The organism is Bacillus sp. DWP3-1 (genome assembly GCF_049896565.1).
GTDB lineage: Bacteria > Bacillota > Bacilli > Bacillales > Bacillaceae > Bacillus.
In genome coordinates this window covers 180,464-207,368 of record NZ_JAFCUN010000007.1, presented here as the reverse complement: position 1 = coordinate 207,368, position 26,905 = coordinate 180,464, and the positions used below count along the sequence as shown (strand labels likewise).

Genomic DNA, 26,905 nt, shown 5'->3' with positions numbered 1-26,905 from the left:
GCATCAGACTCAACCATTAATGCGAAGCGAAGGGGAGATTCCGTATGAAAGTATTGTATAATGGCGATTTCATTGAAAAAAAGGATGCACATGTTGATATTGAAGACAGAGGCTATCAATTTGGTGACGGCGTCTATGAGGTCATCCGTGTATACAATGGGACTTTGTTTACATTAAAAGAGCATACAGAGCGTCTGTTCAAGAGTGCAAAAGAAATCGGCATTCATCTTCAAGGTGCAGTATCAGATATGGAAGAAAAGTTAAAACAGCTCGTCGCCCACAACCAATTAACAGATGGAGGTGTGTATATTCAAGTCACGCGGGGCGTCGCACCTCGTAAACATCAATATGGCGATTCTCTCACTCCTCAAATCACAGCATATACGTTCCAGGTGAAAAAGCCTGTTCATGAGCAGACAGCTGGTGCAAAGGCCATATTATCTGAGGACCTTCGCTGGTTAAGATGTGATATTAAAAGCTTAAATCTCTTATATAACGTCATGGAAAAGCAGAAGGCATCTGAAGCTGGTGCATTTGAAGCCATTCTCATTAGAGATGGTTTTGTGACTGAGGGAACCTCCTCGAATGTATATGCCGTCATTGATGGCGTGATTCGCACACATCCAGCAAACAATCTTATTCTAAACGGTATTACCCGTAGAAAGCTTCTTGAGGTATGTAAAGAAGAGGGATGCAGTGTTGAAGAAACTTGTATAAGTAAAGAAGAGCTGCTGCGCGCGCAGGAAATCTTCATCAGCTCGACGACGGCTGAAGTCATTCCGATTGTTGAAATTGATGGCCAGCCAGTAGGGGAAGGCGTTCCAGGAGAGTTGACAAAGCGTGTACAGGAAGGCTTCCAGCAAAAAATTAAACATGAAAGTGAAGCATCTATTTCTTCATAAATAAAGAGAGGCTGTAAACCAATGTTTACAGCCTTTTGTGATTCTTTTATTTTACAATAAGCACAGGTATATCTGATTTTGATGATAACTTTTCACTTACACTGCCAAAGAGCATTTTTTTCAATCTGCTTTGGTCACGTGCTCCCATGACGATGAGGTCTGCTGATATGTCTTCAGCATATTCGATAATCGCTTCCGCTGGTTCCCCCTCAACAATTTCAATGGCAGCTTCAAACTGCTCCTCATTTAAAAGCATTCTTGCTTCTGCAACGACTTCTTCTGTATGATCTTCAAAAATCAAGGGACTTTGCTGTTCATCATGAGGTACATACACAGGGGGTGTTTGAAGGTCTGCCATGCCGCCGCCGATATAAGCTCCGCCAGTCATTGGGCGTGGTGCATCAAACACCTGTCTGCTTGATTTGCCATCATGTGCATAGGCAACAGTCAGCTTGGCATTCAAGGTTTTGGCTAGAGCGATTGCCTTTTTTAATGCTTTCTTACTGTCTTCATGTCCATCAAACGCAACGACCATCCGATCAGCTTGAAACAATGTCCTCATTCCTTTCAAAAGGAGTCTTTACACTCATGGTATACCCGTTATCTGAAAAAGATACACATGAAGGCGGTGAACTTTTTGTTAGAAAATTTCATTTATTGAAAAATATTTATTGACAAAATGGTGACAGCCACTATAAGATAAAAAAAGATTCAAGAGCCAAAAGGAGGAAATGTCATGTGCAACATTGGAAGAATGAAATCAAACTGCATGAATGGGTTGATTCACGTGACAATTACACCTTCATTGGTCATTGAAAAGGGACTCGTATGTTCCAATTGATCGGATGAATCAAGGCGTATGTTGCGTATTTGTCAACATGCGCCTTTTTACATGACTAAAAGAGGCGTACCAGACAGCTGGTTGCCTCTTTTTTTGTTGTATTCATTTCGCATTTCGAAATAAAGGGATGGAGATCAACAAGTAAATGAAGAGGAGTGAAAGCATGTGAACATGCCAAAAGCAAGACAAATGACAAAAACCAAAAAAACGAAACAAGGTGACAGCCAGGAAAATCTAGAAAGCGGCTAGCTTTAAAAGGAGAGACAAACATGTTTTCAGTATTTGCGAAATTAGGCTGGTTCTTCAAACAAGAGTGGAGGCGTTATACGATCGCCATTACGCTTCTGCTCATTGTGAATGTGCTTGAAATGCTGCCGCCAAGATATCTTGGGCAGGCAGTTGATGACATTCGTTCTGGTCAATTTACAACATCCAGTATTGTGTTTTATGTAACCATTTTTTGCTTGCTAGGTGTCGTCGTCTATACGCTGACATATTTTTGGATGTATCAGTTATTTGGCGGCGCAAATGTCATGGAGCGTGTGATGCGCGGGAAGCTCATGCGTCACTTACTTAAGATGACACCCACCTTTTATGAAAAGAAAAAAACCGGTAATTTAATGGCATTAGGTACAAACGATTTAAATGCTGTGGCTTTAACGACAGGTTTTGGCGTTCTGACATTGGTTGATTCCACTGCTTATATGCTGATGATCTTCTTTACGATGGGGCTGACGATTAGCTGGAAATTAACCTTAATGGCGATCATCCCTATGCCGCTGATGGCGCTCTTGATTGCGTATTATGGCAGCAAGATTCATGATCGCTTTACAGTTGCTCAAGATGCATTTGGTGATATGAACGATCGCGTCCTTGAATCAGTCGCAGGTGTCCGGGTTATTCGGTCTTTTGTACAGGAGAAACAAGATGTCGAACGCTTTCGCCAAATGACAGATGATGTATTTCAAAAAAATATGAGAGTGGCGATCATTGATTCATTGTTTGAGCCGACAGTGAAATTACTTGTCGGTGTCAGCTACTTAATTGGAATCGGCTACGGAGCCTATCTTGTGTTCCAAAGTGATTTAACCATTGGTGAGCTTGTCGCATTTAACGTCTATCTTGGAATGATGATCTGGCCAATGTTTGCGATAGGCGAATTGATTAATATTATGCAAAGGGGAAATGCGTCGTTAGACCGGTTGAATCATACACTCAGCTACAAGCCGGATGTCACAGACGCTTCTCAGCCAAAAACGTTACAAGAGCCTGGCGATATTCAGTTTGACCGCGTGACATTCAGGTATCCAACTTCCCCTAAAGATAATTTAATTGATGTGTCCTTTACGGTTCGAAAAGGGCAGACAATCGGAATTACAGGCAAAACAGGAAGCGGTAAAACGACTATCGTAAAACAGCTTCTGCGCCAGTATCCAACAGGTGATGGTCAAATCCTGCTATCAGGAGTCCCAATCCAAGAGATCGAATTGGATCAGCTATTTCAATGGATCGGATACGTACCGCAGGATCATATCCTTTTTTCAAAAAGTGTAGAAGAGAATATGCGCTTTGGTCATCGGGACGCAAAACAAAATGAATTAGCACAAGCGATCAAAGATGCTTACTTTGAAAAAGATTTACGTCTTTTGCCAGAGGGTCTCGAAACCATGGTGGGGGAAAAAGGTGTGGCACTGTCAGGTGGACAAAAGCAGCGAATTTCCATTGCACGCGCTTTATTAATAGACCCCGACATTTTGATACTGGATGACTCGCTTTCTGCGGTAGATGCAAAAACAGAAACCGCTATTTTAGAAAATTTAAGGCAAAATCGTCATGGGAAAACGACGTTTATTACGACTCATCGTCTATCAGCTGTTGAGCATGCGGATCTCATACTTGTCATGGAAGAAGGACGCATTGTCCAAAAGGGCACCCACGAAGAGCTCATTCAGCAAGATGGGTGGTACAAAGAACAATTTCTGCGTCAGCAGCTGACAAACCAGCTGGAAGGAGGGGATGAGGCATGACAACAGGAAGAAGACTCCTTGCCTACGCACTCCTTTATAAGAAAGTACTGTCTGTTGCCTTGATCTTTCTCATCATTGCAGTAGGTGCTGAACTGACAGGACCATTTATTGGGAAGAAAATGATTGATGATCATATTTTAGGTGTAGAAAAACCATATGTCGAGGTCAATGAAAAAACAGACAAAACCGTTTATTACCAGGGAAATAACTATATACGAAGCGATCGATTAGACAGTGATATGAAATCCGGAAAACAAATCAATGTGGTGCAAGTCGGATTCGGTTACTATTTTGTAAATGAGCCGATTCGTTTTGATGGAAACCGAAAGATATCCGGAGATCAGCTTACCATTGAAAATGGGAACGAGCGCGAGACATATCAAGTACAGCGTTTATCAAAAGAGGAAATTTTCTCTTTTTATGAGCCGGAAATCAGTGGTTTGGTGCAGCTTGTTCTATTTTATCTAGGGCTTCTCGTCATTGCGATTTTCTTTCAGTATGCGCAGCATTATCTGCTACAGCGGATAGCCAATCGAATTATTCAAAAAATGAGGGTTGATGTATTTGAGCATATTCAAACGTTGCCTATCCGGTATTTTGATAATTTACCGGCTGGAAAGGTCGTAGCGAGGATTACCAATGACACAGAAACCATTCGTGATTTATATGTGACAGTCCTCGCTAATTTCGTGACGAGTGCTATTTACATGATTGGAATTTATATTGCCATGTTTTTATTAAATGTGAAGCTGGCACTCATTTGTTTGGTGGCGGTACCGATTATTTTCCTATGGTCAATGACCTACAGAAAGTTTGCATCAGTGTACAACCACCGCATTCGTTCGATCATTAGTGACATCAATGCCAAGCTAAATGAAGCCATTCAAGGGATGACCATTATTCAAGCGTTTCGTCATGAAAAAGTGACGAAAGAGGAATTTGATGAACTGAACAACAATCACTTTCGATATCAGCGAAAGATGCTGCATTTAAATTCACTTCTGTCGCATAACTTGGTTAACCTGCTTCGGAATTTAGCATATGTGGCACTCATTTGGTATTTTGGCGGTGCGTCCTTAAGTGCGACGGGCATTGTGTCAATTGGTGTGCTCTATGCGTTTGTCGATTATTTAAATCGATTATTTCAGCCGATTACAGGCATTGTGAACCAGTTCTCGAGATTGGAATTAGCAAGGGTTTCATCGGAAAGGGTTTTCCGATTATTGGATGAGCCAGGAACAACAGTGGAAGAACCTGTTCAAAAGAAAATGGAGGGACACGTTCAGTTCCAAGATGTCACCTTTGCTTATAATGAAGGAAATAATGTATTAAAGAACATTACGTTCGAGGCCAAAAAAGGCCAAACAGTTGCACTTGTGGGGCATACCGGTTCTGGGAAAAGCTCGATCATGAACTTGCTGCTGCGTTTTTATGACATTCAGCAAGGAGACATTCTCATAGATGGGGAAAGCATTTATCACCAGTCACGCCAAACGTTGCGTAAACAAATGGGCATTGTGCTTCAAGACCCGTATTTATTTTCCGGAACGATTGCATCCAATGTCAGCTTAGGAAATGAAGACATTAAAAGAGAAACGATTGAATCATCATTAAAGCAAGTAGGCGCAGTAGAGTTATTGAAGCACCTGCCAAAAGGATTTGATGAACCAGTCGTTGAAAAGGGAAGTACTCTTTCCTCAGGAGAACGTCAGTTAATCTCATTTGCCCGTGCATTAGCGTACGATCCAGCGATCTTAATTTTAGATGAAGCCACCGCAAACATTGATACAGAAACAGAAGCGATCATTCAGCGGGCGCTTGATGTCGTCAAAGAAGGACGAACGACTTTTGTCATTGCTCACCGATTATCCACCATTAAGAAAGCCGATATGATTTTGGTATTAGAAAAAGGTGAAATTGTCGAGCGAGGCAGTCATGATCAACTCATGCAGCAAGAAGGGCTGTATGCGCAAATGTACGAACTGCAAAAGGGTGCTGTTGCAAACAGCTGATGAATAACAAAAAAGAGCCTATTCACTTTGAATGAGGCTCTTTTTATTTGCATAAAAAGTCGAGGATTCGTTTTTGACCTCGACCTTTACTAGTTATATCGTTTACACGAGCTGCATCATCAGTAGGCAATGCCGACGCGTTGATGTACAAATTCCTTCGAATTTAACTGCTGATATAAAAAGTGTGCGGTATCTTCAACTGAAATTTTCTTTCCATCTATAGGGAGAAAATCTTTCTCATAGCGATATGACCGTGTCACTTCTCCATCTGGTAAATAGGTTGGACAAATAATGGTCCAATCTAGATCAGTCGATTGAAGGATTTCAAACGCTTTGGCATGCTCTTTAGCTGCTCGGGAAGTAGTCCGCCTTGATTCATTTGTTTCAAAACGGTAAAGCTCCGGCTGCTGCCTTGCCTTTAAAATACCTGCCGTACCAATTGTAATAATTCTTGAAGTATTTGATTGCTTCATGGCTTGTACGATATGCTCCATTGAAACAGATAATGTATCATCACCATCTGTTGATAGACAGCTCACAACAATATCTGCTCCTTTGATCGTCTCAAGCACATCTTCTCGATTTCTTGAATTGCCGGTGACTTGAAACATACCCGCAAGCATTTCTTCTCGGTTTGTCCGAATCAATGAACGAACTATGTAACGATCATCTACTTGAACGAAACGAAGAAATGCTTGTCCTACACGTCCATGAGCACCGAAAAGAGCTATTTTCATCTGTTCGATCCCTCCACTACATACTATAAGTGAAAAGAACCCAAAATGGTACAACTTTTATGTGATGCTTTTTTTATAAAGGTGAAAGGACCGAATACTATGAGCATATTCACATAATAGAGAGATCCCTACAAATTGTAGAAGTTCAAAGTTCATACCGGAAATAATGTCCATGAAGATCCGCTCCTTTCTACTACATGATATGAGCTGGAAAGGAGATTGGTGAGGGATAAAAATAAAAAAAGAAGACACCTTAAGAGGTGCCTTCTATGATCCAAATATGAAATTAAGCTTGTGTTCCACCCATGTGTTGTTGAGCGTAAGATACAAGACGCTTAGTGATTTCTCCACCAACTGATCCGTTAGCGCGAGATGTTGTTTCTGCACCAAGGTTTACACCGAATTCAGAAGCGATTTCGTACTTCATTTGGTCGATTGCTTGCTCTGCTCCAGGAACTAGTAATTGATTTGAACTATTAGAATTTGCCATGATGTGAATCTCCTTTTTGTATATGATTTGGTTTTTGGTTGGGTTTGCTGGAATCGCACCAGCGAAATGAGCAAGTCATTTGCCACTTGGCGAAACCCAATGCAGTAACTGCTTTGTACTAAGTATTATGGTGATTTCTGAAAAAAACATACGAGAAAAGAACATGGTAAATGTTGTTCAACATGCAAAAAAACCATCACTCAATCATGAGTGATGGTGCTGCTTAGATCTCTTTAATCAGCAGAGCGAATGCGAAGTTCTGTATCCGAATCAAAGAAGTGGGCCTTGTTCATATCAATAGCAAGAGGGATAGACTGTCCAGCCTGAACATCAGTACGAGAATCAACACGTGCAATAAAAGACTGACCATCGAGAGAAGAGTAAAGCATCGTTTCTGCTCCCATTAATTCAGCAACTTCTACACTGGCATCGATCTTTGTGCCCTCAGATGCCTCTATAAACACGGGTTCATCATGAAAATCTTCTGGTCTGATACCAAGGATGATATCTTTTCCGATATAACCTTGGCTGCGTAATACCTTCATCTTTCCTTCTGGTACACGAATATGCGTTTTTCCAACTGCAATAGCACCGTCAGAGAGTTTTCCTGTGAAAAAATTCATCGCAGGAGAGCCAATGAATCCGCCTACAAATACATTCTCTGGATTTTCATATACATCCTTCGGCGCTCCAACCTGCTGAATAAAGCCATCTTTCATCACAACAAGGCGAGTAGCCATTGTCATAGCTTCAGTCTGATCATGTGTGACATAGATAAATGTCGTTTGCAGACGCTGATGAAGCTTAGATATTTCAGCACGCATCTGAACGCGAAGCTTTGCATCTAAATTAGAAAGCGGCTCATCCAAAAGAAAGACCTTTGCATCACGCACAATTGCTCTCCCAAGTGCAACGCGTTGTCTTTGACCGCCAGACAGAGCTTTTGGTTTTCTGTCTAAATATTGCTCAAGCCCCAATATTTTCGCAGCATTTCGAACCCGATCATCAATTTCTGATTTCGGGAACTTCCGCAGCTTTAATCCAAAAGCCATATTATCGTATACATTCATGTGAGGGTACAAAGCATAGTTTTGGAAAACCATTGCGATATCCCGGTCTTTTGGTGCTACATCATTCATCCGTTTTCCGTCTAACAGAAAATCCCCTTGTGAAATCTCTTCAAGTCCTGCAATCATGCGAAGGGTTGTTGATTTTCCGCACCCAGATGGACCAACAAACACAATAAATTCTTTATCTTCTATATGTAGATTAAAGTTGTCTACTGCTGTTACCTTGTTATCATACACTTTATAAATTTGATTGAGCATCATTTCAGCCATAGATGATAACCTCCCCATCCTCTTATTGAAAGCGCTTTACTTGTAAATAAAGTGTATAAAATGGGGAAGCGTCTGTAAATGGACAACGTGCACAACATCTCATTTTCACTTTTGGGCAGGATGCTCATGTCATTGATTGTTATGAAAGGTCGAGAAGATTCATCATAAAATAAACAGCAGATGCTTCTGGAAAATGCCGTATATCGATTCCTGTGCGCTCAATAAATTTATCGATTCGATATTGAAGGCTGTTTCTGTGAACATATAAAGCTTTTGCTGCCTTGGATGCATTTAAGTTACATTGCATATAGGTCATGAGGGTGCGGTAAACGTCCCGATCAAAGACCGCCTCTTTAAAAGCATCTGAAATAGCATGAGAGAGCGCGGATTCATCATAACGTATGAGTGATGGCAGACATTCATAAAATGTGGAAATCCCTGATCTAAGCTTGCCTCGCTGCACATGGTCCAAGAAAAGCTGCTGTTCATTTAACAATTTCTTCTGTAAATGTTCATTTGGCAAATGGAGCTGTCCTTGTAAAAAGACTGAGTCTGTTAAAAAGTCACTTGTAATGGCTAGAGACAAATCGTTTAGCAGATCTAATTGACCATTTTCTGATGTAGCGTTTGTTTGAATCAGCATCGCTGTATCAGCGCCTGTCCAAATGAAATGAGTATGTTCGAGGCTGTGAACCACAGCCTCTTTTATTTGCTGCCTTTGTTCTGCTTGATGGGACATTTTAAAATAATATACACGGACGGGGTGCTGAACGGTTAGTGGTTTGTTATCAAAAAGATAGCTGTACCATTTTTGTTCATCCTCAGTCTGCTTTGTATGAGAAAGATCAATTGGTGTAAGGAAAGTATTGAGAAGAAGTGTTTCTCTCGCTGTAAGCTCTGATTTGTCTACTCCAAATAATTCGCCTTCGTCTGTTTGATACCAAAGAATTTGATGATCATTTGTAGGTGAGCTGATGATATGCTCTCCGTAAACAAGCTTTAATTTTTCTAACATGGCGAAGCTCCTTAAACAGTTTAATCATAGACATGGAATAGCATTAATTCGTGGATTTCTTCTTTTAAGGTTGGTTCGACTTCATGAGGTGGAAGCTGAGAGCCCCATTCAATATCACCTGTTTTGTGGTAGATGCCTTCGTAGTGCGCACCATTGTGAAAAAAGGATATTTTCCAGCCTGGCAACTGTGCTTTCTTAAAGAGAGGTTTCCATTGAAAATGAGAAATCATATCATCATTGCCTCCTTGCTTTTATTGATGAAACAATAAATAAACACGACAATACGGAAACAACCTTGAACTTGATTTTATTGTATCTCATCTGATGAAAAGAGCATAGGAAAAGCATAGATTTCATAACACCATCAATTTAAAACGAAAAACAGTTAGTAGACGTTCGTGTGGTCTGTAGTTGTTGAGGTCGTTCGTGAAAGATAAGATGCATAATCCATGATTCTTTTCCCAATCAGCCTTTCTGAGTTTCGCAATGAAACATGCTGGAAAATCTCGCGGCCAGGGCGAGAATTGGCTTCAAACATCCAGATAGCTCCTGTCTGATCAATGCCTAAATCAAAACCGATTTCACCAATATGGCCGGACATTTTTTCATCTATCACCTGACTAAGCGTGATGGCAGTATAAGAAAGCTGCTCTAAAGTTTTCAAACGCTTCTTCTTTTCTGGAAAAACATCATAAAGTGTTTTTACTAAGCCACCATGTAAATGGTGAGTCGTTACTGTGTGATTGCCAGAGACTTTTGCTGCTGCTGCCGTGACTGTCCAATGGCCGTACTTATTTTTATTCGTATGAACTCTGAAATCCATTGGTTGATTGTCTATTTGAAGAAGTGCAATGCCTTGTTGAGCCATAAAGTCTTGAATTGCGTGATCTTTCCGGAGCTTGGTCACGAAATGCTCTATTGAGTCATATGGAACAGCGCTTCCGTGATTTGAGCATACAGTGATTCCATGAGCCGTCTTCTTTAATTGATAAATACCGTCGCCGTGACTTCCGTTCGATGGTTTTACGTATATGACCTGATGTAGATGGAGGAGTGTTTCTATTTTATTTAGAGCGTCCACCGGATCCAATTGTATGGAATGTGGAAGAAAAGGACATGTTTTTTCATCTGTTAACAGTTGTTCATGAATATCCCATTTATTGAAAAAATAAGGGTTGAACCAAGGAATATCATAGTCTTGTGTGAGTTTACGCTTTGTTTCTTGAATGAATGCCGACTGAGCAGCCTTTCTATTTGGAAGACGGTCGTAAATGACTGACGGCAGGGGCATCTGTTTTTTAACCCATGTTTGCTGTTGGTACAACAATCCTTCTACTATTCCTTTATCCCAATCAATAGAATGTGTACCAAAAAGGTAGGCAAATCCAGCATGCTGCCTGAAAGAGTGCAGCAGTTTGATAAAAAAGTCTGATCTCGTTCCTAGTGGCTGCGTGCTTTGCCCAAAACCTGCTGTGAAAATGCCAAGCAGCGGCCCTATAAACAGTGTATGATCAACGGCGATTACATCAGCTTTTGATTGATAAGGAATTAGTAAATTTCTATATAGATTTTCTGATAATAAAATTTTATTTGGATGTTGATGATAGGAAACGGTGAAGTCATCTACTAAACGGGATCCTAAAGCAAGAGAATAGATCGCATCCTGCTGTTTAAAATGGGCGGGAAGATGAACTGTTTTTTCACTTGTGAGATGAGGGGCGATGAAGAAGCGATTTTTGTTCATAAGAAACCTCCTTCGGTTGAGACGTCATCGATTGAGCATGTGCAAGAATGGTACGAATCAATTGATCTTCCTTGTCAGGATAAGCTTTTAAAAAAGCGGATCGCCCTGGCTTTGATCTTATATTTGATATGAAAAGCCTGCCTTCACTTGTATGGAGTAAGTCTACAGCGAATTCAAAGCAAGGGGAGAAGGTTTTATCTATATATGCTGGGAGAGATGCTTGAATGGATGCAATATCATCTAAAAGAAGCTCTTTGATGTGCGGCTGCAATGTGTTTAGATAGTGATCAAAGCCTATCATGGGAGCTGATTTTTGTGTAATGTTTAAATGACTATTTTCTGTAGGTGATTTTGTGTGAATCCCTATGCGACTCCATTGATTTTGTGAATCTTTCATAAGGAAAATCCTTATTTCATTGAATAAAAAGTCTTTTTGATCACTCGTCTGAAAAAATTGAAGGAAATATCGGCCTACGTACTTTTTGCACCAGCGCTCTATATCTGATGGACGCGAAAATGTGATGACTTGCTCGGGACTTAGCTGAACAGTGAAAGTGTTGTCTTTTAAGAAAATGAAGTAAGTAGATGCTGCATGCTGTTGAGAGAGCGGCTGCATTTTACAATAACCGTCTTTCCTTACCATGTTGAGAAGTTCTGATGGCTCTTTTAATAATGAGCAGACAGGTAAATATGGCTGTAAAGAAGGGAGAAGACGGAGCTGCTCAAATAGCATCATTTTATTTGAAATACCTGTATTCAAAAAATCTGTTTTCGGATACTTTTTCAGCCATTCCATGATTGGTTTTGCTTTTTTAGATTGTGCGTCATGCTTGTAAAGGCATCGATCGTAAATCAAGTCAGGAATCTCAAATTCTGCTGCGGCAAATCCTTGACCATTCGTATAAGTTTGACCTTGTATCAAATTTGAAGCCGGCTTTAAATCAAATGGTGTAAAACGAACAACCTTTAAACCATAAGAAGGGGCAGCTTTGGCTAACCCACGAGTGAATGCCTCTTCATACTTTGAAGAAAGGCTCACAATACCTAATGTTGATGTCATTAAAAAACACCTTCTTTTCAACTTCTTTTTTTACCAGCACAAAAACACTTTTTCATGATTTTACATAAAGATTGCGCTCCTTTATCATTACGACAGATCGATTGATCATATGTCTAGCAACATGCTTCATTTGCTTGGGGACTTGACAACAACTATAATACGTATAGATTAAACCAATAAACATCGGGTGTTGTTTGAAAGGTAGATGACGACTTTGAATATATTCACAACGTTTATCTTTATGATTGTTATAGGCGCAGTCATAGGAGCAGCGACAAACCATCTTGCAATTAAAATGCTTTTTCGCCCTTATAAGCCGTATTACTTATTCGGGAAACAGCTTCCTTTTACACCAGGGCTCATTCCTAAAAGAAGAGACGAAGTAGCCAAGCAGGTTGGTGTCATGGTTATGGAGCATTTGCTCACGCCAGAAGGAATTCAAAAGCGATTTGAATCATCGGAGGCAAAGCAAGAGATCTTGCATACAGTCCATCGATATATTGACAAAGGCGCTGAAATGGAGATAACAGTGCTATCTTTGCTTGAAAGAGTCGGCGTATCACAGGCTGACGTCAAAGCAGATGAATGGATCCATCAGTGGTCTGATCAGAAGCTCAATTCACTGCTTGAAAAATATAATGAGCAAACTTTATCTGAATTGCTTCCGCTAGATGTGGAAAACAAAATATCTTCAAAAATTCCAGATGCAGCTGATTATATTTTAAAGAGGGGCATTCATTATTTTGAAAGCGAGGAAGGTAAAGCAAGGCTTGGTAATATGATTGATGATTTCTTAAAGGAACGAGGCATGCTTGGCAGTATGGTTCAAATGTTTCTAGGGAATTCAAGCTTAATTGATCGGGTACATCCTGAAATCATCAAATTTTTAAGAAACGCAGAAACAAAAAGATTTTTATCAGATTTGCTTGTTCAAGAATGGGACAAGGTGAAGCAGTTTTCTCTTCAGGAGCTAGATGAAAAATGGAATGTGAAGGAGCTTGCTTATAGTGTGAAAAAGCAATTGCTTTCACACTTCTCTACAAAGCTGATATTAGACAAGCCAGTTGGATATTATGTCAGTGCAGTAGCGCTTGATCTCAAAACACACTTTGCACCAGTGCTTGTCGACAAGGGGATTAAAGCAGCATCGAATGCTTTAGAGGGACTGCTCGCAAAGCTCAAATTTGAAGATATCATTCGTGAGCAGATTGAACATTTTCCGCTTAAAAAAATGGAGGAGCTTGTGGTTAGCATTTCCAACAATGAACTTAAAATGATCACGTTTTTAGGCGGTTTTTTAGGCGGATTAATCGGCGCAATTCAAGCAATCTTTGTCACGCTATTTTAAGACAAGCTAGAGAAATTTTGATGAATTCATTGTATATATGTGAAACGAAAGCCATAGTTTGTTATAGTGGAGTGGTGTCCGCCGATCATATCGGTGATAACGGATAGAAAGGAGACATAACATGTCTGTAAATGTTTATGATGTTGCATATGACCTTGAAAAAGCTCTGCGTCATAGCGAAGAATATTCAACTTTAAAAAATCTTTATGATGAGGTAAACGCGGATGAGTCCTCTAAAAGAATGTTCGAGAACTTCCGAGACATTCAAGTAAACCTTCAACAAAAACAAATGACTGGTCAAGAGATCACACAAGAAGAAGTGGAGCAAGCTCAAAAAACAGTGGCACTTGTTCAACAGCACGATAAAATCTCTCAGTTGATGGAAGCAGAACAACGTGTGAGTGTTCTCATCGGAGAATTAAATAAAGTGATCATGAAGCCTCTTGAAGAGCTTTATGGGAATCCAGAAGAAAATGAATGAAAAGGGCGATGATATTCGCCCTTTTTTTATTTCACATGTTCCCTGTCCAACTTTTCAAAAAAAGGTTGTCGAAGCTCATAAATTCTGCGATAATACTTATATTGAAAGTGCTTTCAAATGAGCGCTCTCATGGGACAATTGGGTGCGTTTCACTTGGGATTTACGGCGATTAGCCAAACGAGAGAGAAGCGCTTCTGGGAGAAACGCAAAGCATAAGGGGATCTGATATAAGCAATGCTTTGGTGTGTGAAAGATAAGGGGATCATGGGGAGCTTCATCACCTCATTGTGACGCATCCAAACCATACATAAAAAAAAAGCCTAGGGGTAGGCTTTTTTTATTTACAAAAGATTCATAACACAGAGCTCTTTCAACTGCATGTTCTAAAGCACCAAGCTAGGGCATATCCTCATCGTAAGTACAGTCATCAAGAAGGGGGATGCCTCAGTGTCAAAAAAACTACTTGCACTCAATATAGATGGAACGTTACTTCGTTCCAATGGAAAAATCCATTCCGCTACAAAAGAAGCTGTGGAATACGTGAAGAAAAAAGGGGTTTACGTGACGCTTGTCACCAACCGGCATTTTCGTTCCGCACAAAAAATTGCCAAGGCGTTGAAGATTCCAACTTCAACCCTTGTGACGCATAGTGGTGCATTTATCGCGAATAAACTCGATGAGCCGCTTCATGTGAAGAAATTAACGGAAGAAAAAACATTTAATCTTGTGCAAATTCTTGAAAGCTTTGATTGTAATGTTCGCTTACTGCATGAAAAATTCTCAATTGGCAACCGGAAAAAAACGCAGTCACAGCTGATGGGAAAGACGTTGATTCATCCGTCTGATCCAATTTTCTATCCTGTGCAATTTGTTGAATCGCTAAGTGATATGCTGATGGATGAACCGGTCAGTACACCGGTGATTGAAGTATATTCAACCGCAGAGCTTCAGCCTGAAATTCACCGAACCATTCAACAAGCTTTTCCATCTGTCGATCTCATTCGGATCAGTGATGAGAAAATGAATATTGTATGCAAAGGCGTATCGAAAGAAGCGGGGCTTTCTCTTTTGACCTCAGCATTAGGTTTGACTTTAGAAGATACTGTGGTCATTGGACAGGGGACAGATGACATCCCAATGCTCGAATTGGCTGGCTTAGGCGTTGCAATGGGAAATGCCCCTCATTCTGTTAAGCGTAAAGCCGATTGGGTGACACGTTCGCAAGATGAACAGGGAGTCGCTTATATGATCAAAGAATACTTTAGAATGCAGCAAAGAGAAGGATTTTTACATCAATTCGATATTAAACGATAATATAGACGAAGGCCCTGTCAATCAAGAAATGGCAGGGCCTTCAACTGTTCCAGTCATTGCTTTTCCTACATAGATTTTGTAAAATGAAACAAGTTTGAAGATAAAGGTGATACGATGCGAATTTTAATTAAAGGGCTGTCAGATGAACGATTTCATCGCCCGCTTGTCAATATAGCCAATTTATTTGAAGAAGATAGTGAAGTGCTGTTTGATACAGGTGAATTGGAAGATGGCTTAACCATGGTGTTTAGCTGGAAAGAAGAAAATGGAACGGTGGAAGCATCTGGCCATATCGCTGGATCAGACATCACTAGTCGTTTTTCGCGAGACGTCCCAGAGGGCTTGAATGACAAGGAGCGCTGGAAACAAATCAAAAACACAGTGCTGTCTGTTTATTTACATCTGCTTCAGGAGCACACAGGAATGACGCAAAAGTGGGGGATTCTCACAGGGATACGTCCTACAAAATTACTCCATAAGATGCTGAGAGAAGGAATGACAAAGGAAGGTGCGCATGCCGCACTAAAGCGTGATTATTTGATTCATGATGAAAAAATCGATTTGATGCAGGAGATTGTCGACCGTCAGCTTCAAGCGATTCCTGACCTGTATGATCTTCAGCAGGAAGTAAGTATTTATATTGGTATTCCTTTCTGCCCAACAAAATGCGCTTATTGCACGTTCCCTGCTTATGCGATTAAAGGACAAGCTGGAAGAGTGGGAACATTTTTGTTTGGTCTGCATTATGAGATGCAAAAAATCGGTACTTGGCTAAAAGAACATGGGATCAAAGTGACGACTGTTTATTTTGGCGGGGGTACGCCGACGAGTATCACTGCGGAAGAAATGGATTTGCTGTATGAAGAAATGTATCGCTCGTTCCCTGATGTGAAACATATACGGGAAGTGACTGTCGAAGCAGGGCGTCCTGATACGATTTCGCCTGATAAGCTAGAAGTGCTAAACCAATATCATATTGACCGGATTAGCATCAATCCACAATCGTATGAGAATGAAACACTGAAAGCCATTGGCCGGCACCATAGTGTAGAAGAAACGATTGAAAAGTATCACTTATCAAGACAGTATGGCATGAATAATATTAATATGGACTTAATTATTGGTTTGCCGGGAGAAGGGCTAAAGGAATTCCAGCATTCCTTGCAGCAGACTGAAGAACTTAAGCCTGAATCTTTAACCGTGCATACGCTCTCCTTTAAAAGAGCTTCTGAGATGACGCGCAATAAGGACAAATATCAAGTAGCAGACCGAGAAGAAATCACACGTATGATGGATGAAGCGGTCGCTTGGACGAAAGCACATGACTATCATCCCTATTATTTATATAGACAAAAAAACATCTTAGGGAACCTTGAAAATGTCGGGTATTCATTGGATGGGCAGGAAAGTTTGTATAATATCATTATTATGGAAGAAGTGCAGACAATTATAGGGATTGGATGCGGTGCTGCTAGTAAATTCATTGATCCGCGTTCAGGAAAAATTACGCAGTACGCCAATCCAAAAGATCCAAAATCGTATAATGACCGCTATGAACACTATACCGAAGAGAAAATTGAATTTCTTGAGTCATTATTTGTTCCTCACGTTTAAACACTGCGGTGACGCAGTGTTTTTTTCATTTGTAAAAGGGTATATAAGTGATAAAAAGTTAAAGCAGGTGTACATATGATTGATGTGATCGGAATTGGGATTGGGCCCGCCAATTTAGGTTTGGCGGCTTTGTTAGAGGAGTATGAAGATGTTTCATGCTGTTTTTTTGAACAGGAGTCCGAGTTTGCGTGGCATCCTGGTATGCTGATCAAAGGAACGGATTTACAAGTCTCCTTTTTAGCTGATCTTGTGACGATGGCGAATCCAAGGAGCAGGTATACATTTTTAAATTATTTACATGAATCAAATAGACTTCACCGGTTCTATACATTTGAACAGTTTGACATTCCGCGAAGAGAATTCAATGAGTATTTATCATGGGTCGCAGGTGAATTAGATAGCTGTCAATTTGGGATGAAGGTAGAGGAAGTGACGGACTGCCAAGGTGGTTATCTTGTGAAAGTCCGGCGATTGAAGGATGGATCGCTCTCTGAGTATCGGGCAAAGCATGTCGTGCTTGGAACAGGGAGCAAACCGATGATTCCTGTCGATGTGCCTGATGCTGCACTGCCATATGTGACACATAGCAGCCGTTATTTAGACCAGCAGGAAGAACTTCATGAAGCTGAGTCGGTGACGGTGATTGGCTCTGGGCAGAGTGCAGCCGAAATCTTCTTAGACCTGCTTCAGCATCAAAAGAAAGGACAGCAGCTTTCGTGGTTTACGCGATCTAGTGAATTTAGAGAGCTGGAGACGGCAGAGCTTGGCCAGGAGCTATTTACACCGAAGTACGTCGAATATTTCCATTCGCTTCCTTATGAAGAACGAATGAACACATTGCCTAGGCTGACTGGATTAAGAAATGGTATAGATGCATCGACGCTCTCGCGTATTTATCAGGAATTGTATCATCGGTCTGTTACAGGTGAAGAGCCATCTGTGGTGATTCAGCCAATGACCGAGCTTGAAGCGATTCAGGTGGAGGAGAATCAGTCCCTGAAGCTGCACCTAAAGCAGTGGCAGCTAAAGAAAGAAAAGAGCATAACAGCTGATCGTGCTCTATTGGCTACAGGGTACACTCCGAATATCCCGGCGTGGTTTAGTGCGTATGAACCTTTAATTGAATGGGAAAGTGAAGAGCATTTTAAAGTGACAGAAGACTTCAGGCTTGTGTTCAAAGACAAGCGTCCGCATCATTTCTTTACATTTACGAACTTAGATCACTCTCATGGAACAGCGGCGACCAATTTAAAACTATCCATCTACCGCAATCAGAAAGTGATTCAAACCATTCGCGGGGTCAAAGAAGCGCCAGTCAAGCAAGAAACAGCCTTTCAGCAATTTGAATAAGAGATAAAAAGGGCCCAAGTATAGGGCCCTTTTTCATTAGATTGTCGTTTCTTTTTTCACTTTTGGTTTTTCTGTTTGCCATTTGAACATTTTGTTCAGAATTTGATAAATTCGCTTAGATTCCTTCGTCACAAGCGGTCCTAAAATCGCAAGGATTAAGACGTACAATGCAGCAAATGGCTTCAAGGTAGCGGCAAGTCCGCCCGCAATACCGAGCTCGGCTACAATGATTGAAAACTCTCCTCGTGATACGATGGTTAATCCAATATTAGAAGAGGCTTTATGAGAAAATCCAGCTCTTCTTCCAGCGAACATTCCAGCAGTGAAGTTCCCAATGAAGGTGAGAATCACAGCGCCGATCGCAAGCCAGAAGGCATCACCTAATGTAAATGGATCAATGCTGAGACCGAAGCTGAAGAAGAACATGGCCCCGAAGAAATCTCTAAATGGAACCACAAGATGTTCGATGCGGTCAGAGTGCTCTGTTTCTGAGAAAACAAGACCAAGTAAGAGTGCCCCAATGGCCTCTGCTACATGGATTGTCTCTGAGAAACCAGCGACAAAGAATAAAGCCGCAAAAATCACAATGATGAACACTTCGTTCGAACGGATATCGAACAACTTGTTTAATCGTTTTGGCAGCTTACGTGCGATGATAAAGAAAAGCATCATATAACCAAAAGCAATGAAAATGGATAATAAGGCACCGCTAACCGTTGTGGCATCTCCAAGGACAAGACCAGATACGACGGATAAATAAACAGCGAGGAAAATATCCTCAAACATAATGATCCCAAGAATTAACTCAGTTTCAGGGTTCGCAGTCCGTTTCAAATCAACAAGGACTTTGGCCACAATGGCACTGGATGAAATCGTGATAACTCCTGCCATAATGAGAACCTCAAGGAACCCAAACCCTGTGATAAAACCGTAAAGCAGTCCTAAGCTGAAGTTAATCAAAATATAAATAGATCCGCCGACAGCAATGGATTTGCCCGATTTAATAAGCTTTCCGACAGAGAACTCAAGTCCAAGATAGAAAAGAAGGAACAAGACGCCCATTCTGCCAAAAAACGAAATAATTTCGGTGCTTTCGATAAATTTTAGATCAATGATCCCGATGGTTGGAGCATGCGGCCCAACGATCATACCGAGGACAATGAGAAAAGGGATGATAGAGAATTTCATTTTATTGGCGATTAAGCTGGCGATGGCGATGAGAATCAGCGCCGTCCCAACTTCAAAGACTAAATGATCCATTCATCACTCTCCCCCTCTAGAAAGAAAATCACGTATCAATCGCTTTAAGTGTTTTCTTTCGCCTGAAATGACCATCGTATCATTTGCTTCAATAATCGAATCGGCACCAGGGTTCAGTAATTTTTCATTTGTATGTTTAATGATCGCAATGACGGTGACTTCATAGTTTTGTCGCACATCTAAATCACCGAGTGTATGTCCAACCGCTTTTGCGCCTTTTTCCACCTTAAACCATTCAATCATCAAGTCATTGAAGGCCATTTCAATGGTTTCAAGTGCCTGCGGTTTATACACCATGCCGCCGATAATCGCAGCGATTTGCCTTGATTCAGTATCATCGAGAGAAATGGTGGACAGCACTTCATCTGGATCATCATCGTCAAAACGATAAATCTCCCGTCTGCCATCATCATGAATCACTATCGTCATTTTTTCTCTATTTCTCGTTTCAATTTCAAATTTCTTTCCGATCCCAGGAAGATCATTTTCTTTAATATTCATTTTATCCCTCCGAATATGATAGGTTGTGTTTTTCATATAGTAATACGGATGAAATAAAATGAATCAGTAGAGGTAATTTGATTGACACATAATGGGGATCGCACACTTCATTTCCAAAAAACATAGATCAATGGATAACGCAGCTGATGGAGCAGGCTTGAGTAGAAAAACCTTTGAATCAGCCAGTGATAATCTGTTCTTTAACAGAATAGAGAAGGCATGTTTTTTTGAAAATGGAGGTGTCTTCACAGCTTGAATTTCTTCATCGTAGATGGATGGAGAAATAAGACTAGGTGCACTCGCTTCTGCCTGTGGAGCAAAAACGACATTTGAAAAAGGAGAAAACATGACGATGAAACTAACCAATATGAATATGGAACACCTTATCAATCATCCTCCCCCTTTCAAAATCATTTCTTTCTTCATTTACTATATAAAAATATATTTCTTGTTTCAACAATTATGCTTATTTTAGTATCAATTGATCTTGAAATTTTTCATGCAGAGGAAAAGGAATTATTCGGGTTGAAATGGAATTAAGTCATGAGTTTAAAAGAAAAGGGGGATGGATGATGACATATATCAATTGTCAGTTAAACGGGGATATTTTTGAAATCGTTTTCAACAGGCCTGATGCTTATAATTCATTTCATGTGGACATGTTTGCTGAATTCAAAGAGGCATGTGATGCAGCGGAAGAAAGCAGTGCAAAAGTCGTTGTGATCAAGGGAGCGGGGAAAGGGTTTTCTGCAGGCGGAGATATTGGCATGATGCTTAAGCAGGAAAGTGAAGAAGATTTCCATCGTGTGATGGATTTGATCGAGGGAATTACACTTTCTCTAGCCGGTATGAAAAAAGTGACGATTGCCCTTGTCCACGGGTCAGCGGCAGGCCTTGCTTTTAGCTTTGCTTTAAGCTGTGACTACTTGTTTATGCATCAGGATGCACAGCTCGCCATGAATTTTAATGGAGTAGGATTAATTCCAGATGGCGGAGGGCATTTTTTTCTCACAAAAAGAGTCAGTGAACAAACCGCGAAACAATTGATTTGGAGCGGACAAAAGCTGCCGGCTGAAGAAGCGTTAAAACTGCGCCTTGCAGACGGGGTGTTTCAGGATGAAGTCGATGCGTATCAAAAAGTATGTGTGAAGCCGTTTATGAACATGCCGCTTCAAGCATTTGTCGAAACAAAGCTGATCTATTTTCAGCAGTCAGAACCTGAGCTGCTAGCCGTTCTTCAAAAGGAGAGGGCAGCACAGGCAAGACTGAGGCAAAGTCATGATCATAAGGAAGGCATTCAGGCCTTTTTAGAAAAAAGACGACCTGTGTTTCAGAACGTATAAACGAATGTGAGACCGGCGAATGCCGGTTTTTTTAACGTTCAAATAAAAGAAGCTTGCCTGCATCATCAACGAGCCGGTGGGAATGCTTCGTGTATTGCTGTTCGATTAAGCGATGGTGCCCTAATTCCTTTGCCTTTTCATCACTATCCGTTGTGATTTTTTCATTTAATAAGGTCTCACCCGACCGGTCAAATACAGTTAAAAAGTATGTCTTCTCCATTCCTCATCTCCCTTTCCTCTGCTTTTCTATGTAATTAAACAATGAATAAGACAAAACCTCTTTTTTAACTGTTAAAAATGTGTTTTTTAGAATGAAAGCGATAGAACGTGCATTCGTAAAAATGGCATGATAAAATATGGACAATGACAGTATCGGACAAGGAGATAGACGTTTGACTAAGCTTACCTTTATTCATGCCGCAGATTTACATTTAGACAGTCCATTTGCAGGAATGTCGAATATCCCTAGCTTACCATTTAAGCGGCTCAAAGAAAGTACATTTCAAAGTGCGAAGAATATGTTTGATCTCGCCATTGCTCGATCAGTAGACTTTGTGCTGCTGAGCGGAGATTTATTTGACGAATCAAATCGCAGTCTGAAAGCACAGCTGTTTTTAAGAAATCAGTTTCTAAGACTGCAAACTCAAGGGATTGACGTCTTTATTATTTATGGTAATCATGATCATTTAGGCGGTGAATGGACACCGATTGAGTGGCCTGAGAATGTGCACGTTTTTTCAAGCAGTACACCAAGTGAGCAATCCTACTATAGAGGGGGGCAGCTTGTTGCAAGTATTTATGGGTTTAGCTACAAAGAGCGGGCTGTCTATGAAAATATGACATCTCATTATGTCAAAACGACAGATGCTGCCTATCACATTGCGATGCTTCACGGTACATTAGCCGGACAAGAAGGGCATGATGCGTATGCACCATTTCTGCTTGAGCAGCTTCTTTCACGGGATTTCGATTATTGGGCGCTTGGACATATACATAAGAGAGCCCTTCTGCATGAAGACCCGTTGATTATTTACCCTGGTAACATGCAGGGCAGACATATAAAAGAAACAGGAGAGAAAGGCTGTTACGTTATTCAACTCTCCGAGGATTCTGAGACAGCGGAATTTATTAGCTGTGCGGATGTGATGTTTGAGACACTTGCAATAGACATGACAGAAACGGTTCATATGACGGATCTTGTGACACTTGTGGATAGCAAAATCAGTGAGCTGAAAGAGGAGGGCGTCCCTCATTTTGTGAAAATTGAATTGACGGGTGATGCTCCTCCTTACTTTGAGCGTACTCAGCTTGAGGTTCTTGAGGAGCTGTTGACCGTTCTTCATGAACAGGAAGAAGATGAAGAGGTATTCGTTTGGGTGATATCGATTGACTGCCGAACAAACGAGGATGTGATCTATTTAGAAGATTCTTTTTTGAAGGAACTCACTGCTGAAATTTCACAGTTTGAGGCATATGAAGAGCTGTTATCACCGATCAAGCGTCACCCAACCTATAGAAAATCAGGAAAAGCTCTCACAAAAGAGGATGAAGTGGATATAAAAGAAGAAGCACAAAGGCTGCTGACAGAACAGCTAAAGCAATTATGAGAAAAGGAGAGGCACAATGAAAATACGTTCACTCCATATCGCCCATTTCGGGAAATTTTCAAATCGGACCTTTCACTTTTCTGATGACGGTTTTCAGCTAGTTTACGGCCTGAATGAATCGGGGAAAACGACATTGAAAACGTTTATTGAATCGATGTTATTTGGTTTTCCGAAAAACAAGATGTACAAGACGAAACAGGGTTCTTTTTATGGTGGTTCCCTCACTTGCCAAGATGACGAGTTAGGCGTTATTCATATTGAAAGAACGTCCGATCGAGGTGGTCAAGCGCAGGTGTTTTTACCGAATGGTGAAGTGAAAGACGAAGTTTTTCTACAGACACTTTTAAAGGGAACGGATCGCAGGTTATATCAATCAATCTATTCATTTGATGTGTTTGGACTGCAAAATGTCCAAGCCTTAAACCAGGACCAAATAGGCGAATTTCTACTTTTCTCAAGTTTATTTGGCTCGGATGCAGCCACCAAGATGGATAGCAGGCTGCTAAAGCAGCAGGAGCAGCTGTTTAAACCAAATGGACGCAAGCCGGAATTAAATCAGCAGCTTGATCGTTTAAAAGAGCTGACAGGTCAGCTGAAACAAGCCAAATTGGTAGAAGGCCGTTATACCGAAAAGAAACGGGAGCAATCTGAATTAACGGAGACGATCGAAATGCTTCAAAATGAAATGAAGCAAGCTGAGGAACACATTCAGAAACTGGCTGAATCCATTCAAGTTTATCCCATGATCGAGAGAAAAGTGGAATTAAAAAAGGGATTAGCCCGCTATCCAGACCGAGTCAAACGTTTTAGAGCAGAAACAGAGCATGAGCTGGATAAACTAGAATCACACCTTCACCCGAAAAAGGCTCAATTGACTGCACTGAAGCAGAAGTTAGACCATTTGCAAACCTCACTTGTACAAGTTCAACCGCTCTATGACAAGGATACCATAATGGAGATGAAACGAGTCGTAGATGAAGCATCTGATGCTGAGCTTGTGAAAAAGCGCATAGCAGAGTGTCGAGCAAACCGTGATTCATTGAAACAAAAAATAGACGAAGCGGTAGCAAAGCTAAAGTGGGAGTACCCGATAAAGTTCGAACAAATCGACGATTCGCTTGAATTTGAGTGGGAATTAAAGGAGACTGTCACTCAATACGTTCGTCTCATGGATAGAAAAGCGCAGTTAGATGAACGATTTGATCACGCAAGACATGAGCTGGACGAAGCAGAAGCCGCTCTAAAAGGATTAAAGGAACAGCAAGTCAGACAGCACGGAGCAGAAGACGATGCGAAGGGGACAAGATCGAAAAAGAAACCGATTCATTCCCGGGCGTTGTTATTCCGAGGCTTGATCGCATTTGATGTGGTGCTTCTGCTTGTTCTATTCTTTTTAACAGAGTGGTGGATCACGCTCTTGTTTGCGGGATTTTCTGTTTTTCTCTTCTTTCTCATTTACCCATTCAGTCAAATGAGCCCGATGAAACAAAGAAGCGGCGAAGGGGCCTTTGATTCATTTCAAGTGCAGGCAGCTTCAGCTGAAACACTTATGAGGCAGAAGGAGCTTCTGTACGAAAGAATCATCCGGCAATATGAAGACTGGGAGCTAGAGCTGGAACCTGTCCAGCAGCAAGTAGAGGAAAAGAAGAGACAGCTTGGCTTGTCGTCTGAGCTTACTTTCCTAGTAGAGGCCTTCCATATCCTAAAACAATTAAAAATGAATACAGCGGCATATGAGGAGCTTCATCGTGAAATAGGCGTGCTTTCCGATCAGCAATCGATTTATGAGCGCAGGGTTTCAGCGTTAAGGAGTATCCTTCAAAAAAAGGAAGGAACCATTCAGGAGAATATCTCAGCTTTTCAAGAGATATTGAAAGATGAGGCGAGAAGAGAAAAAGAACGCCAGACATTGTACGTATCCATTCAACATGCGATCCAGCAGCTCACGACACTAGAAGGGGAAATTCAATATTACGAAAAACAAACTGACGAGCTTTTTCGTCAAGTAGAAGCAGAGTCCAAAGAAGATTACCAAGTGCTTTCTCATCTATCTAAAGAATACCGGGAACGGCTTTCCCATTTGCAGCAGCTGAATCAAGAGCTTCATAGAAGCGGTTGTTTTGATGAGGAGGAATGGATTGTTCGCAAAGGATTACCTCTCCTTGAAGAGGAGTGTGCAGAAGCAAAGCAGCACCTTCATGACGTTCAATTGAATGCGGAGAATATGGAAAAACGTTTAGCAGAACTAGCGGTGGAAATCCGGCAAATAGAAGCTTCTGGAACGGTGTCTGATTTGACTCATCAGCTTGCCGCAGAGCAGGAGCATGCGAAGCACCTCGCAAAAAAATGGGCGGCAATTCAGCTTGTCCGCTCCGTCATACGAGAAAAATTGAATGAGCATAAAGAAACAAGGCTGCCTGCATTGCTTCAAACAGCCTCAAGTTTTATTCAGCCGTTAACAAATGATCGTTATGAAGCGATTTTATTTTCACCTGAAGATGACTTGCTGATGGTGAAAAGAATGGATGGACGAATATTCCGTCCAGAGGAGCTTTCACAGGCAACGTGTGAACAGATCTATCTGGCGATTCGTTTTGCGCTCGCTTTGTCTCATCAGCAAGATTGTCAGCTTCCGTTTATGATGGATGACAGCTTCGTTCATTTCGATCACGTTCGTCTAGGAAGAGTGCTGGAGATGATGAACGAGCTCACACGTTTTGAAACACAGCTGTTTTATTTCACCTGTCATGAGCATATGAAGCAAGCAGCAGAAGATGGACAGATTACGAGTTTAGCAGTTGAATGATTGACAAATAATGACTTATGTTATACTTATATGAGCAGAAACATGGAAGGAGCTTTTATTGAATGGCTAAAGGGATCATGACCTATGATGTCGGCGAACAAGTTGACCTGCATTTATTAATTAAATCATCTACTAAAGGGATTGCGAGTAATGGCAAACCATTTTTAACGTTAATTCTTCAAGATCAAAGTGGAGATATTGAGGCGAAACTATGGGATGCAAAGCAGAATGATGAACAAACCTATGCCGCGCAAACCATTGTGAAGGTAGTAGGCGATATTCATCATTATCGCGGGAGGAATCAGCTGAAACTTAGGAATATACGCCCTGTTGCTGAAAATGAGCAAATTCGAATTGATGATTTTCTCGAAACAGCTCCTATTCCAAAACATGATATGATGGATACGATTATGCAATATATCTTTGATATGAAAAACCCTAATATACAGCGTGTTACAAGGCATTTGCTGAAAAAATATGGACAGGAATTCGCTGACTATCCAGCAGCGACAAAAAACCATCACGAATTTGTCTCTGGTCTTGCTTATCACGTGGTGTCCATGCTGCATTTGGCTAAATCAATTGTTGACCTATATCCATCATTAGATCGAGATCTTTTATATTCAGGCATCATTCTTCATGATTTAGGGAAAGTCAAAGAGCTTTCGGGCCCAGTCTCAACCACCTATACGGTGGAAGGGAATTTAATTGGTCATATTTCGATTATGGTGACAGAAATTGCGAAAGCTGCAGAAGAGCTTGGCATTGATTCAGAAGAAATTCTGATTTTACAGCACTTAGTACTGAGTCATCACGGAAAAGGAGAGTGGGGCAGCCCGAAACCACCAATGGTGAAGGAAGCCGAAATACTCCACTATATTGATAATTTAGATGCGAAGATGAATATGATGGATCGTGCGCTTGAGCATGTGAAGCCAGGAGAATATACAGAACGTATTTTTGCGCTAGAGAATCGTTCATTTTATAAACCAACCTTTCATCACGAATAACCATGTCAAAACGTCCGTTTATTGCGGGCGTTTTTTTCATAACTTGTCTTCTTTTCGCATAAGCATGTAACACAAAGGAAGAGAGAGCTGTTCTGAAAAAAGG

23 protein-coding genes are annotated in these 26,905 nt (G+C 41.0%); 12 read left to right on the top strand and 11 right to left on the bottom strand.

Annotation, left to right across the window (positions count from 1 at the left end):
• The first annotated feature begins 44 nt into the window (after positions 1–44).
• Positions 45–902 carry a D-amino-acid transaminase gene (gene dat / locus ACP7A0_RS16010; RefSeq protein ID WP_106031624.1) on the top strand — a complete coding sequence of 286 codons (858 nt, stop codon included), beginning with the start codon at positions 45–47 and terminating at the stop codon, positions 900–902.
• Positions 903–948: 46 nt separating this feature from the next.
• Here the strand turns inward: dat and ACP7A0_RS16005 are convergent, their stop codons facing one another.
• Entirely contained in the window at positions 949–1,455 is a 507-nt protein-coding gene (locus ACP7A0_RS16005) for a universal stress protein (protein WP_003210990.1), read from the bottom strand.
• Positions 1,456–2,012: 557 nt separating this feature from the next.
• On the opposite strand from ACP7A0_RS16005, the gene ACP7A0_RS16000 reads away from it, so the two are divergent.
• Complete coding sequence (locus ACP7A0_RS16000; RefSeq protein ID WP_066031099.1) at positions 2,013–3,770, top strand: ABC transporter ATP-binding protein; 1,758 nt, start codon at positions 2,013–2,015, stop codon at positions 3,768–3,770.
• Complete coding sequence (locus ACP7A0_RS15995; RefSeq protein WP_106036603.1) at positions 3,767–5,782, top strand: ABC transporter ATP-binding protein; 2,016 nt, start codon at positions 3,767–3,769, stop codon at positions 5,780–5,782. Before ACP7A0_RS16000 ends, ACP7A0_RS15995 begins: the two co-directional genes overlap by 4 nt.
• A gap of 119 nt (positions 5,783–5,901) precedes the next feature.
• Here ACP7A0_RS15995 and ACP7A0_RS15990 read toward each other — a convergent pair whose 3' ends face one another.
• From ACP7A0_RS15990 to ACP7A0_RS15960, 7 genes are all read right to left on the bottom strand, one after another.
• Positions 5,902–6,519, bottom strand: coding sequence for an NAD(P)-dependent oxidoreductase (locus ACP7A0_RS15990; protein ID WP_060595886.1), 618 nt, complete (start codon positions 6,517–6,519; stop codon positions 5,902–5,904).
• Between the two features lie 286 nt (positions 6,520–6,805).
• Positions 6,806–7,009 carry an alpha/beta-type small acid-soluble spore protein gene (locus ACP7A0_RS15985; protein ID WP_034663637.1) on the bottom strand — a complete coding sequence of 68 codons (204 nt, stop codon included), beginning with the start codon at positions 7,007–7,009 and terminating at the stop codon, positions 6,806–6,808.
• 233 nt (positions 7,010–7,242) lie between these two features.
• Complete coding sequence (locus tag ACP7A0_RS15980) at positions 7,243–8,349, bottom strand: ABC transporter ATP-binding protein (protein WP_426005746.1); 1,107 nt, start codon at positions 8,347–8,349, stop codon at positions 7,243–7,245.
• Positions 8,350–8,488: 139 nt separating this feature from the next.
• Positions 8,489–9,364: a helix-turn-helix domain-containing protein gene (locus ACP7A0_RS15975; RefSeq protein WP_106031627.1), complete on the bottom strand. Its 876-nt coding sequence runs from the start codon at positions 9,362–9,364 to the stop codon at positions 8,489–8,491.
• A 20-nt stretch (positions 9,365–9,384) separates the two neighbouring features.
• Entirely contained in the window at positions 9,385–9,594 is a 210-nt protein-coding gene (locus ACP7A0_RS15970; protein ID WP_003211787.1) for a YheE family protein, read from the bottom strand.
• Between the two features lie 155 nt (positions 9,595–9,749).
• Positions 9,750–11,108, bottom strand: coding sequence for a YheC/YheD family protein (locus ACP7A0_RS15965; protein ID WP_106031628.1), 1,359 nt, complete (start codon positions 11,106–11,108; stop codon positions 9,750–9,752).
• Complete coding sequence (locus ACP7A0_RS15960) at positions 11,065–12,168, bottom strand: YheC/YheD family protein (RefSeq protein WP_106036605.1); 1,104 nt, start codon at positions 12,166–12,168, stop codon at positions 11,065–11,067. Before ACP7A0_RS15960 ends, ACP7A0_RS15965 begins: the two co-directional genes overlap by 44 nt.
• A 214-nt stretch (positions 12,169–12,382) precedes the next feature.
• Between ACP7A0_RS15960 and ACP7A0_RS15955 the strand changes: the two genes are divergently transcribed.
• The 5 genes from ACP7A0_RS15955 (at position 12,383) to ACP7A0_RS15935 (ending at position 18,275) form a co-directional block, all read left to right on the top strand.
• Positions 12,383–13,516, top strand: a complete 1,134-nt coding sequence (locus ACP7A0_RS15955) for a DUF445 domain-containing protein (protein WP_106031630.1) — start codon at positions 12,383–12,385, stop codon at positions 13,514–13,516.
• Between the two features lie 121 nt (positions 13,517–13,637).
• The gene (locus ACP7A0_RS15950; RefSeq protein WP_034663625.1) at positions 13,638–13,997 is read left to right on the top strand and encodes a YlbF family regulator; all 360 of its coding nucleotides are present in this window, start codon (positions 13,638–13,640) and stop codon (positions 13,995–13,997) included.
• A gap of 447 nt (positions 13,998–14,444) precedes the next feature.
• On the top strand, positions 14,445–15,311 hold the full coding sequence (locus ACP7A0_RS15945; RefSeq protein WP_060595898.1) for a Cof-type HAD-IIB family hydrolase: 867 nt from the start codon (positions 14,445–14,447) through the stop codon (positions 15,309–15,311).
• 114 nt (positions 15,312–15,425) lie between these two features.
• A complete protein-coding gene (locus ACP7A0_RS15940; protein ID WP_060595900.1) occupies positions 15,426–16,925 on the top strand; it encodes a coproporphyrinogen III oxidase in 1,500 nt (499 codons plus the stop codon).
• Between the two features lie 75 nt (positions 16,926–17,000).
• The gene (locus ACP7A0_RS15935; RefSeq protein ID WP_106031631.1) at positions 17,001–18,275 is read left to right on the top strand and encodes a lysine N(6)-hydroxylase/L-ornithine N(5)-oxygenase family protein; all 1,275 of its coding nucleotides are present in this window, start codon (positions 17,001–17,003) and stop codon (positions 18,273–18,275) included.
• 36 nt (positions 18,276–18,311) lie between these two features.
• Here the strand turns inward: ACP7A0_RS15935 and ACP7A0_RS15930 are convergent, their stop codons facing one another.
• Positions 18,312–19,535, bottom strand: a complete 1,224-nt coding sequence (locus ACP7A0_RS15930; RefSeq protein ID WP_066031091.1) for a cation:proton antiporter — start codon at positions 19,533–19,535, stop codon at positions 18,312–18,314.
• A 3-nt stretch (positions 19,536–19,538) separates the two neighbouring features.
• Positions 19,539–20,036: a cation:proton antiporter regulatory subunit gene (locus tag ACP7A0_RS15925; protein ID WP_066031090.1), complete on the bottom strand. Its 498-nt coding sequence runs from the start codon at positions 20,034–20,036 to the stop codon at positions 19,539–19,541.
• A gap of 569 nt (positions 20,037–20,605) precedes the next feature.
• Between ACP7A0_RS15925 and ACP7A0_RS15920 the strand changes: the two genes are divergently transcribed.
• Positions 20,606–21,379 carry an enoyl-CoA hydratase gene (locus ACP7A0_RS15920; RefSeq protein ID WP_081311426.1) on the top strand — a complete coding sequence of 258 codons (774 nt, stop codon included), beginning with the start codon at positions 20,606–20,608 and terminating at the stop codon, positions 21,377–21,379.
• A gap of 31 nt (positions 21,380–21,410) precedes the next feature.
• Here the strand turns inward: ACP7A0_RS15920 and ACP7A0_RS15915 are convergent, their stop codons facing one another.
• A complete protein-coding gene (locus ACP7A0_RS15915; protein WP_426005739.1) occupies positions 21,411–21,599 on the bottom strand; it encodes a YhzD family protein in 189 nt (62 codons plus the stop codon).
• Positions 21,600–21,771: 172 nt separating this feature from the next.
• On the opposite strand from ACP7A0_RS15915, the gene ACP7A0_RS15910 reads away from it, so the two are divergent.
• The 3 genes from ACP7A0_RS15910 to yhaM all read left to right on the top strand — a co-directional run bounded on the left by ACP7A0_RS15910 (position 21,772) and on the right by yhaM (position 26,802).
• On the top strand, positions 21,772–22,986 hold the full coding sequence (locus ACP7A0_RS15910; protein ID WP_426005737.1) for a metallophosphoesterase family protein: 1,215 nt from the start codon (positions 21,772–21,774) through the stop codon (positions 22,984–22,986).
• Between the two features lie 16 nt (positions 22,987–23,002).
• Positions 23,003–25,792 carry an ATP-binding protein gene (locus tag ACP7A0_RS15905; protein ID WP_106036606.1) on the top strand — a complete coding sequence of 930 codons (2,790 nt, stop codon included), beginning with the start codon at positions 23,003–23,005 and terminating at the stop codon, positions 25,790–25,792.
• 62 nt (positions 25,793–25,854) lie between these two features.
• Positions 25,855–26,802 carry a 3'-5' exoribonuclease YhaM gene (gene yhaM / locus ACP7A0_RS15900; RefSeq protein ID WP_034663598.1) on the top strand — a complete coding sequence of 316 codons (948 nt, stop codon included), beginning with the start codon at positions 25,855–25,857 and terminating at the stop codon, positions 26,800–26,802.
• Positions 26,803–26,905: the final 103 nt, after the last annotated feature.

Excerpts from the sequence above, each read along its gene's own strand:
- ACP7A0_RS15975 (WP_106031627.1), bottom strand. The coding sequence starts at position 9,364 with ATGTTAGAAAAATTAAAGCTTGTTTACGGAGAGCATATCATCAGCTCA.
- ACP7A0_RS15915 (WP_426005739.1), bottom strand. The coding sequence starts at position 21,599 with ATGGAGAAGACATACTTTTTAACTGTATTTGACCGGTCGGGTGAGACC.
- ACP7A0_RS15935 (WP_106031631.1), top strand. The coding sequence starts at position 17,001 with ATGATTGATGTGATCGGAATTGGGATTGGGCCCGCCAATTTAGGTTTG.
- ACP7A0_RS15980 (WP_426005746.1), bottom strand. The coding sequence starts at position 8,349 with ATGGCTGAAATGATGCTCAATCAAATTTATAAAGTGTATGATAACAAG.
- dat (WP_106031624.1), top strand. The coding sequence starts at position 45 with ATGAAAGTATTGTATAATGGCGATTTCATTGAAAAAAAGGATGCACAT.
- ACP7A0_RS15925 (WP_066031090.1), bottom strand. The coding sequence starts at position 20,036 with ATGAATATTAAAGAAAATGATCTTCCTGGGATCGGAAAGAAATTTGAA.
- ACP7A0_RS15950 (WP_034663625.1), top strand. The coding sequence starts at position 13,638 with ATGTCTGTAAATGTTTATGATGTTGCATATGACCTTGAAAAAGCTCTG.
- ACP7A0_RS15930 (WP_066031091.1), bottom strand. The coding sequence starts at position 19,535 with ATGGATCATTTAGTCTTTGAAGTTGGGACGGCGCTGATTCTCATCGCC.
- yhaM (WP_034663598.1), top strand. The coding sequence starts at position 25,855 with ATGGCTAAAGGGATCATGACCTATGATGTCGGCGAACAAGTTGACCTG.
- ACP7A0_RS15960 (WP_106036605.1), bottom strand. The coding sequence starts at position 12,168 with ATGACATCAACATTAGGTATTGTGAGCCTTTCTTCAAAGTATGAAGAG.
- ACP7A0_RS15920 (WP_081311426.1), top strand. The coding sequence starts at position 20,606 with ATGATGACATATATCAATTGTCAGTTAAACGGGGATATTTTTGAAATC.
- ACP7A0_RS15905 (WP_106036606.1), top strand. The coding sequence starts at position 23,003 with ATGAAAATACGTTCACTCCATATCGCCCATTTCGGGAAATTTTCAAAT.
- ACP7A0_RS15970 (WP_003211787.1), bottom strand. The coding sequence starts at position 9,594 with ATGATTTCTCATTTTCAATGGAAACCTCTCTTTAAGAAAGCACAGTTG.
- ACP7A0_RS16000 (WP_066031099.1), top strand. The coding sequence starts at position 2,013 with ATGTTTTCAGTATTTGCGAAATTAGGCTGGTTCTTCAAACAAGAGTGG.
- ACP7A0_RS15940 (WP_060595900.1), top strand. The coding sequence starts at position 15,426 with ATGCGAATTTTAATTAAAGGGCTGTCAGATGAACGATTTCATCGCCCG.
- ACP7A0_RS15965 (WP_106031628.1), bottom strand. The coding sequence starts at position 11,108 with ATGAACAAAAATCGCTTCTTCATCGCCCCTCATCTCACAAGTGAAAAA.
- ACP7A0_RS15990 (WP_060595886.1), bottom strand. The coding sequence starts at position 6,519 with ATGAAAATAGCTCTTTTCGGTGCTCATGGACGTGTAGGACAAGCATTT.
- ACP7A0_RS15995 (WP_106036603.1), top strand. The coding sequence starts at position 3,767 with ATGACAACAGGAAGAAGACTCCTTGCCTACGCACTCCTTTATAAGAAA.
- ACP7A0_RS15985 (WP_034663637.1), bottom strand. The coding sequence starts at position 7,009 with ATGGCAAATTCTAATAGTTCAAATCAATTACTAGTTCCTGGAGCAGAG.